Genomic DNA, 15,681 nt, shown 5'->3' on the forward strand with positions numbered 1-15,681 from the left:
AGAGGAATCCACTGTGGACGCGTTCAAGGACTTCACGGTCGTCGTCAACGACGAGGAGCAGTATTCGATCTGGCCGGCTTCGCTGGACGTTCCGGCGGGCTGGCAGCCGGCGGGCAAGAGCGGCAGCCGCGAGGAGTGCGTGGCGTGGGTCGACGAGACGTGGACCGACATCCGCCCGAAGAGCCTGCGCGTCGCGCTCGGGGTTTGACGTGCTGGCGACGATCGCGGCGATGTGGGCCGAGGAGCTGGGCGTCCCCGAGGTGCGCCCCGAGGACGGTTTTTTCGAGCTGGGCGGGCATTCGCTGACCGCGTTGCGGGTGGTGTACCGGGTCCGCGACGAGTTCTCGGTCGACCTGTCCCTGCGCGACCTGATGGCGGCGGCGACGTTGACGGACTTCGTGTCGACGGTGGCCGCGGCCCGCGAGACCCCGGCCCGCCCGAAGGTGGCGCTGGTGGGCCGCCGGGGCACGCGATGACCCTCGCGGCCCCGCGCCCGGCCCTCGCGGGCGACTGGTGCTACCGCCCGTATCCGTTGACGGGCGGGGTGCCGCAGCTGGTGTGCTTCCCGCACGCGGGCGGCGACGTGACGGCGTTCAGCGGCCTGGCGGCGGAGCTGGTCCCGGACCTGGAGGTCTGGGCCATCCGCCTCCCGGCCCGCGGCGGCCGCTTCACGGACCGGATGCCGTCCGGTTTCCGTGAGCTGGTGACCGCGGTCGTGGCGGGGCTCGTCCCGCACCTGCGGCCGGGATCGGTGTTCTACGGTCAGAGCTTCGGGGCGCTGCTGGCTTACGAGGTCGCCCGTGCTTTGCCGGCGGATCGATGTCCCCGGCTGGTGGTCCCGGCGTGCGCGCCCCCACCATCCGCGTGGCCGGGCTCGATCCCGCCGACCGACGAGGGTGCCGCGGAGCTCCTCGCGCGATGCGGGCTGGCCGGGGCATTGCCGGACGACGAGACGATCCGCGAACTGGCGGTGGCGACGATCCGGACGGACCTGACGGTCTGCCGCACCTACCGCCCTCCCGGCGTTCCGGCGACGTTCGCGATCCACGCGGTGGCCGGTACTGAGGACGAAGCCCTGCCGCCGGGGACGCTCGCGGAGTGGTCGGCCGCGACGACGGGCCGCTTCACGACCTCGGTCGAGCCGGGCGGGCACCTGCTGGCGACGCCACTGACCCGCGGCCCGGCGGACTTGCTGCGCAAGCTCCACGCGGCCGCAGCCGCCTGACCCGGCCGACCAGCCGGCCCGGCGGACTTGCTGCGCAATTTCTACACGGCCGCGCCCGCCTGACCCGTGGCCCGGCGGACTTGCTGCGCAAGCTCTACGCGGCCGCACCGCTTGACCCGGCCGCCCAGCCGGCACTCCGGCAGCCGTGCCGGCTACGGCGGCAGCCGCCCAGCTGGCCAGCCGGCGCCGGGGTTGGCACCCGGCCGCCCAGCTGGCACTCCGGCAGTCGAGCCGGCCGGCGCCCGGCCACCCGGCCGGCGCCCGGCCACCCGGCCGGCACCCGGCACCCGGCACCCGGCACCCGGCCGGCACCCGGCCACCCGGCACCCGGCCGGCACCCGGCCGGCACCCGGCCGGCACCCGGCCGGGCCCGGCCACCCGGCCGGGCCCAGCCGCCCAGCTGGCCAGCCGGCACCCGGCGCCCCGGCTCGCAGATCCCGTCCGCCAACGAGCCACCACCCCAGCCACATCGCCGAAGCCGCTCATCCCGCCCGAGGAGGCGCCCGTGTCCACCGTTACCGTCGATCTCACCGACCCCGGGCTCTGGGCCCGGCCCGACGTCGGCGAAATCGTCGCCGACCTGCGCAGCCGGGCTCCCGTCCACCGCACCGAAACCGCGCTCGACGGGCCCGTCTGGTCCGTGCTCGGCTACCACCTCGGCTCCCGCGTCCTCACCGACGCCGCCACGTTCAGCTCCACCGGCGGCTCGCTCCTCGGCACCGGTGGCACCCCCGCCGGCGCCGGCAAGATGATGGCCCTCTCCGACGGTCCCCGGCACCGCGAACTCCGCGCCCCCGTCCTCCCGTACTTCTCACCCAAGGGCGTGCGCACCACCGCCGACCGCATCACCGAACTCGCCGCGGAAGTCGTCGAATCCGCCGTAGAGCAGGAAACCGTCGACCTCGTGGACGTCCTGGCCACCGTCCCGCTCGTCGTCATGTGCGACCTGCTCGGCATCCCGGGCGACGACCGCGACCTCGTCGTCGCCGTCTGCGACGAAGCCTTCCTCGCCCAGACACCGGACGCGCGCCGGGCCGGCCACCAGAAGCTGCTGCCCTACCTCTTCGAAAAAGTCGTGCAGCGGCGCAAGAACCCGGGTGACGACCTCATCAGCACCCTCGCCACCCACCGGATCAAGAACCGGCTGCTGCCCATCGAAGACGTCGTCTTCAACCTCGACAACATCGTCGTCGGCGGGGTGCAGACCGTGCGGCACACCGCCGCCATGAGCATCTGGGCGCTGATGAACCACCCCGCTGCTTGGCACCAGCTGAAAGACGCCGACCTCGACCTCGCCACCGACGAGCTGCTCCGCTACACCTCCGTCGGTCTCCACGTCCTGCGCACCGCCACGACCCAGGTCGAACTGGGCGGGCACGTCATCGACGCCGGGGACAAGGTCGCCGTCTGGACGTGGTCGGCCGATCACGACACCGCCGTCTTCGACCGGCCGCACGAACTCGTGCTCGACCGGTCGCCGAACCGGCACCTGGCCCTCGGGGTCGGGGCGCACTACTGCGTCGGCGCGCCGCTGGCGAAGGCCGAGCTCAAGGCCATCTACGCCGCGCTGCTCGACCAGGTCGCCGGGCTCGAGCTCGACGGCGAGCCGGTGCACAACCGGTCGATCATCAACTTCGGCTTCGACCACCTCCCGGTGCGCCTGCGGGCCCGCTGAGCGCGAACGGATACCAGCCATGACACAAGCTCCGGTGCACGAAGCCCGGCCCACCGCGCCCTGGGGCCGGGTGGGGCTGCTGCTCACCGGTCAGGGCGTCTCCCTGATCGGCGACCAGGTGTTCTTCATCGCCGCCGTCTGGGCCGCCGCCCAGCTCGGCGGGACGGCCGCGGTCACCTGGGTGACGCTGGCCGAATCGGTTCCCCGGGCCCTCGCGATGATCTTCGGCGGGGTGATCTGCGACGCCTTCGGGCCCCGCTCGGTCCTGCTGCGGACGACGTCGGTGCGGATCGCCGTGCTGGCCGTCTCGGTCGTCGTCGCGCTGTCCGCGCAGTCGGTGCCGCTGCTGGTCGTCGTGGCCGCGCTGGAAGGCGCGATGCTGGGCCTCGGCTCGCCGTCGTTCGGCACGCTCATGCCGCGCATGGTCCCGAAGGAACGGCTGAGCACGGCGAACTCGGTCCGCACCATGGTGGCGCGGTTCGCCCCGATCCTCGGGTCGCCGTTCGGGGCCTGGCTGGTCGCGACCGGGCACCTCGGGGTCGCGCTCGCCGTCGTCTGCGGCGGCTGCGTGGTCTCCCTCGCCTGCCTCGCCCCGGCGACGAAGGCGATCGACGCGCCGCGGACGGTGTCGAACGTCCCGCTGTGGAAGCGCTCGGGCGACGGCCTCAAGCTCCTGCGCGCCGACCGCCGGCTGCGGCTGCTGTTCCTTTCCGGGCTGTGCCTGGACTTCGCGTTCGCCTGGCCGATGAACCCCGGCCTGCCCGAAGTGGTCATCGAACGCGGCTGGGCGGTCTCCGCCGTCGGTCTGCTCATCGCCTGCTGGGCCGCCGGCGCGCTCGTGTCCGCCGGGCTCGGGGCGCTGCTCGGCGAGCGGGTGCCGATCTCCGTGCGGCTCGTCGGCAGCGGGATCGGCATCGGCGTCCTGCTCTTGGGCATGGTCCTGGTGACGTCGCTGCCCGCGATGGCCGCGATGGCCGTCGCGCTGGGCGTGTGCTCCGGGCAGAACGGCCCGGCCGCCGTGACGCTCTACCAGCAGGCCGCGCCCAGCGACCGGCTCGGCGTCGCCATGTCCATGGTCTCGCTGTCCGGCATCGGCTGCGCGCCGCTGGCCTACGCGGTCTCCGGCGCCATCGCCAGTTTCACCACCCCCGTCGTCGCCTGGATCTGCAGCGCCCTGCTCGCCTTCGGCGGGCCGGTGGCCGCGGCCCGGGCCCTGCGCCTGCCCGAGTGAAGGGATCCCTCCCGTGCGTCCGTTGTCGTTCGGCCAGCAGCGCCTGTGGTTCCTCGACCAGCTGGAAGGTCCCGGCGCGACCTACAACGTCCCCTTCCCGCTGCGGCTGCGCGGCCCGCTGGACCGCCGCGCGCTGCGGCACGCCGTCGCCGACGTCCTCGGCCGGCACGAGGTGCTGCGGACGGTCGTCCCGGTCGACGGCGGCGTCCCCGGCCAGCGGGTGCTACCGCTCGAGGAGGCGACCCGCCGGCTGGTCTTCGACGTCCGGCCGGGTGCCGGCCTCGCCGCGGCCATCGCCCGGCCGTTCGACCTCGCCGAGGACCTGCCCCTGCGGGTCACGCTGTTCGAGCTCGCGCCGGACGACCACATCCTGCTCCTCGTGCTGCACCACATCGCCTGCGACGGCTGGTCGCTCGGCCCGCTGGGCCGCGACCTCGCGGCCGCCTACACCGCACGGCTCGACGGCCAAGCGCCGGACTGGGCGCCGCTTCCCGTGCAGTACCTGGACTTCAGCGAGTGGCAGCGGGAGGTGCTCGGCACCGAGGACGACCCGGACAGCGTGCTGAGCGCCCAGCTCGCGTACTGGACCGAGCGGCTCGCGGACCTGCCGGGGCGGATGGTCCTGCCCGCGCACCGCACCGGCGGCACGACCGGCGCCGCGGGCCTCGTCGAGGTCGAGGTGCCCCAGAACCTGCACAACCGGCTCGTCGCGGTCACGCGGGCCGCGCGCTGCACGCCGTTCATGGGCCTGCAGGCGGCACTCGCCGCGCTGCTGCACCGGTGGGGCGCGGGCGACGACGTCGTCCTCGGCACCCCGGTGTCCGGCCGGAGCGAGGCGGCGCTGGCCGACCTCGTCGGGTTCTTCGTCAACACCCTCGTCCTGCGCACCGACCTGAGCGGCGACCCGAGCTTCACCGAACTGCTGGCGCGAGTCCGCGACACCGGCCTCGACGCCTACGCCCACCAGGACGTCCCCTTCGACCGGCTGGTCGAGCGCCTCGGCGCCGGCCGGTCCGCCGCCGCGCACCCGCTGTTCCAGGTGATGGTCGTCCTCCAGCACGACGACGGAACGGACCTCGCCCTGCCCGGTCTCGACGTCCGGCCGGTGCCGCTGGACCTCGCGACGGCCAAGCTGGACCTCAGCGTCGTCTTCGCCGAGCACGCGAACGGCGTCACGTGCCAGTTCGAGTACGCCGTCGACCTGTTCGAGAAGTCCACGGTGGACGAGATGGCCGCGATGCTGGTGCGGCTGCTCGAACTGGCGCTCGCGGACCCGGAGCGTCCACTCGGGACGCTCGAACTGGCGCAGGTCGAGGCCGTCGCCGTCGAAGCCGAGCCCGAGGACGAGCCGGTCGTGTTCCGGGCGGCCCGCACCGCGCGCGAAGAGATCCTCTGTGGACTTTTCGCCGACGTGCTCGGGCTCGACACCGTCGGCCTCGACGACGGCTTCTTCGCACTCGGCGGCCATTCCCTGCTCGCCACCCAGCTGATCAGCCGCGTCCGCACCGCGCTGCACGCCGAACTCGGCGTCCGCGCGCTGTTCCGGGCCCCGACCGTCGCCGGGATCCTGGCCACCCTCGACGCCCAGGCGCCCGGTCCCGTCCGCCCGGCCCTCACCCGGCGGCCGCGCCCGGATCGCGTCCCGCTGTCTTCAGCCCAGCGGCGGTTGTGGTTCCTCGCCGGGATCGACGGCCAGGACCGCGCCTACAACATCCCGCTGACCCTCGGCCTCGCCGGCCCGGTGGACGTCCCGGCACTGGCGGCCGCCTGCCGGGACGTCGTCGCCCGGCACGAGACCCTGCGCACGGTGTTCCCGGTCGAGCACGGCGAGCCGGGGCAGCACGTCCTCCCGGTGCCCGCCGACGTGCTGGAAGTCGCCGAGTTCACGCCGGCGGCGGTCGAGGCGGCCGGGAGCGCGCCGTTCGACCTGACCCGCGAGATCCCGCTGCGCGCCCGCCTGTTCCGGGACGGCGACGAGGCCGTTCTCGTGCTCTGCCTGCACCACATCGCCGCGGACGGCCGGTCGACCGGGCCGCTGCTGGCCGACCTCGCCACCGCCTACCGGGCCCGGCTCGACGGCGAGGCGCCGGCGTGGCCGCCGCTGCCCGTCCAGTACGCGGACTACGCGCTCTGGCAAGCCGAGCTGCTCGGCGACGAAGGCGATCCGGAGAGCCTGGCGGCTCGCCAGCTGACCTACTGGACCGAGGCGCTGGCCGGCCTGCCCGACGAACTCGCGCTGCCCGCCGACCGCCCCCGGCCCGCGGTGCCGACCCACCGCAAGGACGTCGTCTCGGCCGAGGTCGGCGCCGCCACCCGCACCGCGCTGGTCGCGCTGGCCCGCGACAACCAGGCGACGCTGTTCATGGTCGTCCAGGCGGCGTTCGCGTTGCTGCTGACCCGGCTCGGCGCGGGGGAGGACGTGCCGATCGGCACCCCGGTCGCCGGTCGCGCCGACGAAGCGCTCGACGACCTCGTCGGGTTCTTCGTCAACACGCTCGTCCTGCGCACCGACACCTCGGGCGCACCGGCGTTCCGCGAGCTGCTCACCCGGGTCCGCGACGCCGACCTCGGCGCCTTCGCCCACCAGGACCTGCCGTTCGAGCGGATCGTGGAGGAGCTGAACCCGCCCCGCGTGCTGGCCCGGCACCCGCTGTTCCAGGTGCTGCTGTCCTTCCTCGACGCGGACACCGCCGGGGGCGGCTGGACGCTGCCCGGGCTGACCGTGACCGCCGGCGACACCGTGTCGGGCACTGCCAAGTTCGACCTGAGCCTCACGGTCGAGGACCGCGGCACCGGGCTCGGCTGCAACCTCGAATACGCCACCGACCGGTTCGACCGGGCCACCGCGCAGGACGTCGCCGACCGCCTGGTCCGGCTCTTCGCGATCGTGGCCGCCGACCCCGAATCCCGGGTGGACAGTGCCGAGCTGCTGTCCGAAGTGGACAACCGAAGACTGGTGAGCTGGAACGACACCGCGGCCCCGGTCCCGGCGGCGACGCTGCCGGAGCTGTTCGCCCGGCAAGTCGCGCTGACCCCGGACGCGACCGCGGTCGTCTTCGAGGGCGAGTCGCTGACGTACGCGGAATTCGACGTCCGGGTGGACCGGCTCGCCCGGGTCCTGCGTGAGCGGGGTGTGCGGCCGGGCGACGTCGTCGCGGTGCAGCTGCCGCGCTCGATCGACCTGGTCACCGCCGTGTACGCGGTGCACCGCGCCGGCGCGGCCTACCTGCCGGTGGACCCCGGCTACCCGGCCGACCGGGTGGCGTTCATGCTCGCCGACGCCCGGCCCGCCCTCGTCCTCACGCCCGGATCGGACCTCGGGGAGCCCGCTTCCGATGCCCCGCTGCCCGCGGTCACCCCGGACCACCCGGCCTACGTGATCTACACGTCCGGGTCGACCGGGCGCCCCAAGGGCGTGCTCATGTCGCACGCCGGGATCGTCAACCACCTGGCGTGGATGCAGGCCGAGCACCCGCTTGCCGCCGGCGACCGGGTGCTGCAGAAGACACCGTCCAGCTTCGACGTCTCGGTGCTCGAGTTCTTCCGCCCGCTGATCGCGGGCGCGGCCCTGGTCGTCGCGAAACCGGACGGCCACCGCGATCCCGCCTACCTGCTGGACACCATCCGGCGCGAGCGGATCACCGTGCTGTACGTGGTGCCCGGCATCCTCGACGGGATCCTGAGCCTGTCCGAAGGGGACTCGCCGGCGCTGCGGCAGGTGTTCTGCGGCGGGGAAGTGCTGACCGCCGCGCTGGCCGAGCGCTGTGCGAAGACGTTGAGCGCCGAGCTGATCAACCTCTACGGCCCGACCGAGGTCGCGGTCGACGCCACCGCCCACGTCGTCACCGGCACCCCGATCCCCATCGGCGCGCCGGTGTGGAACACCCGCGCGCACGTGCTGGACGCGCGGCTGAGCCCGGTGCCGCCGGGCGTGCCGGGCGAGCTGTACCTCGCCGGGGCCCAGCTCGCGGACGGCTACCTCCACCGCGGCGGCCTGACCGCCGACCGGTTCCTCGCCGACCCGTTCGGCGGTCCCGGCGCGCGGATGTACCGCACCGGCGACCTCGTCCGCTGGACCGACGGCGGCGAGCTGGACTACCTCGGCCGGACCGACGAGCAGGTCAAGCTGCGCGGCCTGCGCGTCGAGCCGGGGGAGATCGCGGCCGTCGCCGCGGAGCACCCGGGCGTGCGGGAGGCCGCCGTCGTCCTGCGTGAGGAGCGGCTCGTGGCCTACGTCGTGGGCGACGTGGACCCGGCCGAGCTGGCGGAACACGTCGGCGCGTTCGTGCCGCGGCATCTCGTGCCCTCGGCGTTCGTCGTGCTCCCCGCCCTGCCGCGGACCCCGAACGGCAAGCTGGACCGTGGCGCGCTCCCGGCGCCGGACTACACCGCCGGGGTCTCGCGAGCGCCCCGGGACGCCCGCGAGGAGATCCTGTGCGGGCTGTTCGCCGACGTCCTCGGGGCCGAACGGGTCGGGATCGACGACGGGTTCTTCGACCTCGGCGGCCACTCCCTGCTCGCCACCAAGCTGGTCAGCCGGATCCGGGCCGCGTTCGACGCCGAGATCGGCATCGGCGACCTCTTCGACGCCCCGACCGTCGCCGAGCTGGCCCCGCGGCTCTCCGGCGCCGGTGCGGCCCGCCCGGCGCTGCGGCCGGTGCCGCGGCCCGAGCCGATGCCGCTTTCCCCGGCCCAGCAACGGCTCTGGTTCATCCTGCAGTTCGGCGACGACACCGGCGCGTACGACATGCCGCTCGCCTTGCGGCTGCGCGGTGAGCTGGACCGGGACGCGCTGAGCGCCGCCCTCGCCGACGTCGCCGAGCGGCACGAGGTCCTGCGCACGATCTTCCCGGCCGTCGACGGCGAGCCCCGCCAGGTGATCCTGGACGGCTGGCGACCCGAACTGACGGAGCCCGGGACACGGCCGTTCGACCTGTCTTGTGAGCCGCCGTTCCGCGCCTCGCTGGTCGCCGACGCCCCGGACGAGTACCTGCTCCTGCTGACGCTGCACCACATCGCGGCCGACGGCTGGTCGCTGGGCCCGCTGGTCGCCGACCTCGCCGAGGCGTACACCGCCCGCCGCGCGGGCCGGGCGCCGGAGTGGGCGCCGCTGCCGGTGCAGTACGCCGATTACACGCTCTGGCAACGGGATCTGCTCGGCGACGCGGCCGATCCGGAGTCGCTGCTGGCCGCCCAGCTGGCCTACTGGCGCACCCAGCTCGCCGGGGTCCCCGACGAACTGCCGCTGCCGTTCGACCGGCCCCGCCCCGCGGTGGCGTCGCACCGGGGCGACTCGGTGCCCGTCGAGATCGATGCCGGCCTCGACACCCGGCTCCGCGCGCTGGCCGGGTCCGCGCAGGTGACCCTGTTCATGGTGCTGCAGGCCGCGCTCGCCGCGGTGCTGACCCGCTCGGGCGCGGGGGAGGACGTCCCGATCGGCACGGCGATCGCCGGGCGCACCGACGAAGCCCTCGACGGGCTCATCGGCTTCTTCGTCAACACCCTCGTCCTGCGGACCGACACCAGCGGCGCGCCGAGCTTCCGCGAACTGCTCGACCGCGTCCGCGAAACCGACCTAGCCGCCTACGCCCGCCAGGACGTCCCGTTCGAACGGCTGGTGCACGAGCTCAACCCGGCCCGATCCCTGGCGCGGCACCCGCTGTTCCAGGTGTTCCTGGTGCTGCAGAACACCGGCGACGCCGGTCTGGCGCTGCCGGGCCTCGACGTCACGCCGGAGGTCCTGGACTCCGACGCGGTGAAGTTCGACCTCGGCCTGAACCTGGCCGAGCACGACGGCGGGATCAGCGGGTCCCTGTCCTACGCCGCCGACCTGTTCGACCGCGCCACCGCCGAGGCGCTGGCCGGCCGGCTGGTCCGCCTCCTCGACGCGGTCGCGGCCGACCCGGACACCCCGCTGGACCGGATCGGCCTGCTGTCCGAAGTGGACCTTCGCTCGCTCGCCGAGTGGACGGCGACCGGGGAACCGATCTCGGCGGAGACGTTGCCCGCGTTGTTCTCCCGCCAGGTGGCCCGCACGCCGGACGCGACGGCGGTGGTCTTCGAAGGCGAGTCGCTGAGCTACGCCGAGCTGGACGGCCGCGTCGAGCGGCTGGCGCGTGCGCTGAGCGCCCACGGGGTCCGGCCCGGCGACGTCGTCGCGGTGCAGCTGCCGCGTTCGTTCGACCTGGTGGTGGCGGTGCACGCCGTCCACCGCGCCGGTGCGGCCTACCTGCCGGTCGATCCCGGCTACCCGGCCGAGCGCATCGCCTTCCTCCTCGACGACGCCCGGCCGTCGCTGGTCCTCACCGCGGAGACGCGGCTGAGTGGCGACGGGCCGCTGCCCGAGATCACCACGGCCCACCCCGCCTACGTGATCTACACCTCCGGGTCGACCGGACGGCCGAAGGGCGTGCTGATGCCGCACGCCGGGATCGTCAACCACCTGGCGTGGATGCAGGCCGGCTACGCGCTCGGCGCGGACGACCGGGTGCTGCAGAAGACGCCGACCGGGTTCGACGTCTCGGTGTGGGAGCTGTTCTGGCCGCTGCTGACCGGGGCGGCCCTGGTGCTCGCGCGGCCCGAAGGGCACCGCGATCCCGCCTACCTGCGCGAACTCATCCGCACCGAAGGCGTCACCGTGGCGCACTTCGTGCCGGCGATGCTCGAAGCCTTCCTCGCCGAACCCGGTGCCGTGCCGTCGCTGCGGCAGGTGTTCTGCGGCGGCGAGGCGCTCACCCCGGCGCTGGCCGAGCGGTGCACGGCGGCCCTGGACACCCGGCTCTCCAACTTCTACGGCCCGACCGAGTTCGCCGTCGAGGCGAGCCACCACCCGTTCACCCCCGGCGAGCCCACTGTCCCCATCGGACGTCCGGTGTGGAACACCCGCGCGTACGTCCTCGATGGACGGTTAGCCCCTGTACCGCCCGGTGTGCCCGGCGAACTCTGGCTCGCCGGGATCCAGCTGGCCGACGGCTACCTGCACCGGCCCGGCCTCACCGCCGAGCGGTTCGTGCCCGACCCCGGCGCGCCGGGCGAGCGGATGTACCGCACCGGCGACCTCGTGCGCTGGACCCACGCCGGTGAGCTGGAGTACCTCGGCCGCACCGACGACCAGGTCAAGCTGCGCGGACAGCGCTTGGAACTCGGCGAAGTCTCCGGAGCCGCCACCCGGCACCCGGGCGTCACGCAAGCCGTCGCCGTCGTGCGCGAGGACGTCCCGGGTGACCGGCGGCTCGTCCTGTACTGCACCGGCACCGCCGAACCGGCCGACGTGCGGGGTCACCTCGCCGCTGTGCTGCCCGAGTACATGGTGCCGGCCGCGGTCGTCGTCCTGCCGGAACTTCCGCTGACCCCCAACGGGAAGGTCGACCGCCGGGCCCTGCCCGCCCCGGTCACCGAGCCCGGCTCGCTGCGGGCGCCCCGGAACCCGGCCGAAGAGATCCTTTGTGGACTGTACGCCGAGCTGCTCGGCGTCGGCCGCGTCGGGATCGACGACGGGTTCTTCGACCTCGGCGGCCACTCGCTGCTGGCGACGCGGTTGATCAGCCGGGCCCGCTCCGCGCTCGGCGTCGAACTGGGGATCCGGGACCTGTTCCAGGCCCCGACCGTCGCCGGGCTCGCCGCCCGGATCGACCACGGCCGCGCCGTCCGGCCCGCGCTGCGCCCGCGGCCGGTCCCGGACCGGATCCCGCTTTCCCACGCCCAGCAACGGCTCTGGTTCCTCAACCAGCTGCACGGCCGCGACGCCGGGTACGCCGTGGTCTGCGCGCTGCGGCTCACCGGCCACCTCGACCGGGGCGCGCTGACCGCCGCGCTGGCCGACGTCGCCGGCCGCCACGAAGCCTTGCGCACGATCTTCCCGGAGCTGGACGGCAGCCCGTGCCAGCAGGTCCTGGCCGCCGACGGTGCCCTCGACGTCCGGCCGATCGGCGAGTCCGGGCTGGCCGAGGCCCTCGACGCGGCCGCGGCGGCTACGTTCGACCTCACCACCGACCGGCCGTTCCGGCCCGAACTGCTCGTGCTCGGCGCGGACGAGCACGTCCTGGTGCTGGTGCAGCACCACATCGTCAGCGACGGCTGGTCGATGGGCCCGCTCGTCCGCGACCTCTCCGCGGCCTACACCGCCCGGTGCGCCGGCGACAGTCCGAAGTGGACTCCGCTGCCGGTCCAGTACCGCGACTACGCCCTGTGGCAGCACGAAGTCCTGGGCGACCCGGACGACGACGGCTCGATCCTGGGCGCCGAACTGGCGTACTGGCGCGAGCGGCTGGCCGGGCTGCCGGAGGAACTGGTGCTGCCGGCCGACCGGCCGCGGCCCGCGGTGGCCGGGCACGGCGGGGCGTCGGTCCCGGTCGAGATCGACGCGGCGCTGCACGCGGGGCTGCGCGACCTGGCCCGCGAGGGCGGGGTCACGCTCTTCATGGTGCTGCAGGCCGCGTTCGCCGTCCTGCTGAACCGGCTGGGCGCCGGGGACGACCTCCCGATCGGCACCCCGGTCGCCGGCCGCACCGACGAAGCCCTCGACGACCTCGTCGGGTTCTTCGTGAACACGCTGGTCCTGCGCGTCGACACGGCGGGTGCGCCGACGTTCCGGGAGCTGCTCGCCCGTGTCCGCGAGACGGATCTGGGCGCGTTCGCCCACCAGGACGTGCCGTTCGAGCGGCTGGTGCACGAGCTCAACCCGGCGCGGTCGCTGGCCCGGCACCCGCTGTTCCAGGTGCTGTTCGTGCTGCAGAACGCCGACGACGCCGAGCTCGAGCTGCCCGGCCTGCGGGTGAGCGGCGAGCCGGTCGCCGTCCGGACCGCGGCCTTCGACCTGGCGCTGTCGCTGCACGAACTCGACCCGGGCCGCGCGAGCGGGATCGGCGGCGGCCTCGCCTACCGCACCGACCTGTTCGACCGCGAGACCGTCACCGGCTTCGTCACGCGGCTGCTCCGGGTCCTCGCCGCGGCGATCGCGGCGCCGGACACCCCGATCGACCGGCTCGACGTGCTGGCCCCGGACGAGCGGCGCCGGTTGCTGACCGCGCCGGACCCGGTGGACTTCGGCCCGTGGCGCCCGGTTCCGGCGCAGATCGCCGACCGCACCGACGGTGTCGCCGTCGTCAGCGACGCCGGGGAACTCGGCTACGCGGAGCTGAACCGGCGGGCCAACCGGCTGGCCCACCACCTCGGGATCACCCGCGGCACCCTGGTCGGCGTCTGCCTGCCGCGCGGGCCGGAACTGCTCGTCGCCCAGCTCGCCGTGCTGCGGGCCGGCGGTGCGTACGTGCCGCTCGACCCGGGTTATCCGGCCGACCGGCTGGCGTTCATGCTCGCCGACGCCGCCGCGCCGGTCGTCATCACCACGACGGACCTCGCCCCGCGGGTCGAGGGGACCGCGCGGGTGCTGTGCCTCGACGCCGAAGCCGCCGCGATCGCCGCGCGGCCGGCGGAAGCGCCCTCGGTGACGCTGAGCCCGCGTGACGCCGCCTACGTCATCTACACGTCGGGGTCGACCGGGCGGCCGAAGGGCGTGGTGCTCGACCACACCGGGCTTTCGCACCTCTGCGCCTGGTACCACCGCGAATTCGGCGTCACGGCCGCGGACCGGGGCGGGCACGTCGCCGCGCTCGGGTTCGACGCCGCCGTGTTCGAGACGTGGCCGCTGCTCACCGCGGGCGCGTCGGTGCACCTGCCCGCCCAGCGCGTGCTGGACGACACCGGCGCGCTCGCCGACTGGCTCGCCGGGATCACGGTGGCGTTCCTGCCGACGCCCCGGCTGGAGCTGATGCTCGACGAACCCGGGTTTCCCAGCCCGGACCTGCGGGTCGTCGTCGCCGGCGGGGACCGGCTGCGCCGCCGTCCGCCCGCCGGGGCCGATTTCCGGCTGGTCAACGGCTATGGGCCGACCGAATGCAGCGTGATGGCCACCGGCGGGGACGTCACGCCGGACGGCGACGGGCCGCCCGACATCGGCGGGCCGGTGCCGAACACCCGGGTGTACGTCCTCGACCGGCGGCTGAACCCGGTGCCCGCCGGGGTGCCGGGGGAGCTGTACCTCGCCGGGAGCGGGCTGGCCCGCGGCTACCTCGGGCGGCCGGGCCTGACCGCCGCCGCCTTCGTCGCGGACCCGTTCGGCGAGCCGGGAGAGCGGATGTACCGCACCGGTGACGTCGTGCGGTGGCGGCGCGACGGCCGGCTCGACTTCCTCGGCCGGGCCGACCACCAGGTGAAGGTCCGCGGGGTGCGGATCGAGCTGGGCGAGATCGACGCCGTGCTCGGCCGCTGCTCCGGCGTCCGGCAGGCGGTGACCGTGCTGCGCGAGGACCGGCTCGTCGCCTACCTCGCGGCGGCCCCCGGCGTCTCGGCGAAGGCGCACTGCGAGGCGTTCCTGCCCGGGCACATGGTGCCGTCGGCGTTCGTGGTGCTCGACGACCTCCCGCTCACCCCGAACGGGAAGCTGGACCGCACCGCGCTCCCCGCCCCGGTCACCGCCGCAGTGGCGGGCCGGGCCCCGCGGACCGCCCTCGAACGCGCGTTGTGCGGCCTCTTCGGCGAAGTCCTCGACGTGCCCGACGTGTCGATCGACGACGGCTTCTTCGACCTCGGCGGGCATTCGCTCATCGCCGCGCGGCTGATCAGCCTGATCCGCCGGGAACTCGGCGCCGAGCTGGGCATCCGGGTGCTCTTCGAGACCCCGACCGTGGCCGGGCTGGCTCGCGCGCTGGGCACGGGCACCGCGACCGGTACCGACCGCGACGAACTGGCGGTCCTGCTGCCGTTGCGTTCGGCGGGCTCCGGCGCGCCGCTGTTCTGCGTCCACCCGGCCGCCGGCCTCGGCTGGGTGTACTCGGGGCTGCTGGCGCACGTCGACCGGCCCGTCTACGCCCTGCAGTCGCGGGGCCTCACCGAGCCCGACCGGCGGCCGGCGACGGTCGACGAGCTCGTCAAGGACTACCTGGAGCAGCTTCGCCAGGTGCGGCCGCGCGGGCCGTACCACCTGCTGGGCTGGTCGTTCGGCGCGCAGGTCGCGCACGCGATGGCCGCGCAGCTGCAGGAGCAGGGCGAGGAGGTCGGGCTGCTGGCGATGCTGGACGGCTACCCGCCGTCGGGTCCCGTGGCGGCCCCGCCCGACCCGCTGGCCGCGCTGCTGGCGTCGCTCGGGCACGATGTGCCCGACGCTGTGGACCTGGCCTCGTTCCGGTCGATCCTGCTTTCGGAGGGCAGTCCCTTGGCCGCCCTCGCGCCGTCGGTGGTGGACGCGCTGCCCGCGGTGTTCGCCCACAACAGCGCGCTCGCCCGCGCGCACCGGCCGGACGGGTTCGCCGGCGACGTCCTGTTCTTCCGCGCCACGGAAGGGAAGCACGTCGATTCGCCGAGGCCGTCTTCGTGGGAGCCGTACGTCGAGGGCCGGCTGGAGGTGCACGAAGTCGCGGTCCGGCACGGCGAGCTGACCACCCCGGCGGCGCTGTCCGCGGTCGGTCCGGTGGTGGCGCGCCGGCTCGAAGGTCGCGAATGACTCATTCGGGACCGCCGAGGTCGCGAATGGGTCATTCGCGACCTCGGCGG

At 74.5% G+C, this 15,681-nt stretch carries 6 protein-coding genes; all 6 read left to right on the top strand.

All coding sequences use genetic code 11. The annotated features are described in order from the left end of the window. The first annotated feature begins 13 nt into the window (after positions 1-13). The 6 genes from MUY14_RS10420 (at position 14) to MUY14_RS10445 (ending at position 15,631) form a co-directional block, all read left to right on the top strand. The gene (locus tag MUY14_RS10420) at positions 14-208 is read left to right on the top strand and encodes an MbtH family NRPS accessory protein (RefSeq protein ID WP_247022748.1); all 195 of its coding nucleotides are present in this window, start codon (positions 14-16) and stop codon (positions 206-208) included. Position 209: 1 nt separating this feature from the next. Then, positions 210-476, top strand: coding sequence for a phosphopantetheine-binding protein (locus MUY14_RS10425; protein ID WP_247022749.1), 267 nt, complete (start codon positions 210-212; stop codon positions 474-476). Beyond that, complete coding sequence (locus tag MUY14_RS10430) at positions 473-1,225, top strand: thioesterase II family protein (RefSeq protein WP_247022750.1); 753 nt, start codon at positions 473-475, stop codon at positions 1,223-1,225. The genes MUY14_RS10425 and MUY14_RS10430 overlap by 4 nt, the downstream gene beginning before the upstream one ends. 505 nt (positions 1,226-1,730) lie before the next feature. Beyond that, entirely contained in the window at positions 1,731-2,900 is a 1,170-nt protein-coding gene (locus MUY14_RS10435; protein ID WP_247022751.1) for a cytochrome P450, read from the top strand. A 19-nt stretch (positions 2,901-2,919) separates the two neighbouring features. Continuing rightward, positions 2,920-4,131, top strand: coding sequence for an MFS transporter (locus tag MUY14_RS10440; protein WP_247022752.1), 1,212 nt, complete (start codon positions 2,920-2,922; stop codon positions 4,129-4,131). A gap of 13 nt (positions 4,132-4,144) precedes the next feature. After that, positions 4,145-15,631, top strand: coding sequence for a non-ribosomal peptide synthetase (locus MUY14_RS10445; RefSeq protein WP_247022753.1), 11,487 nt, complete (start codon positions 4,145-4,147; stop codon positions 15,629-15,631). Positions 15,632-15,681: the final 50 nt, after the last annotated feature.

This window comes from Amycolatopsis sp. FBCC-B4732, assembly GCF_023008405.1.
GTDB classification, from domain to species: Bacteria; Actinomycetota; Actinomycetes; order Mycobacteriales; family Pseudonocardiaceae; genus Amycolatopsis; species Amycolatopsis pretoriensis_A.

Excerpts from the sequence above, each read along its gene's own strand:
- MUY14_RS10430 (WP_247022750.1), top strand. The coding sequence starts at position 473 with ATGACCCTCGCGGCCCCGCGCCCGGCCCTCGCGGGCGACTGGTGCTAC.
- MUY14_RS10440 (WP_247022752.1), top strand. The coding sequence starts at position 2,920 with ATGACACAAGCTCCGGTGCACGAAGCCCGGCCCACCGCGCCCTGGGGC.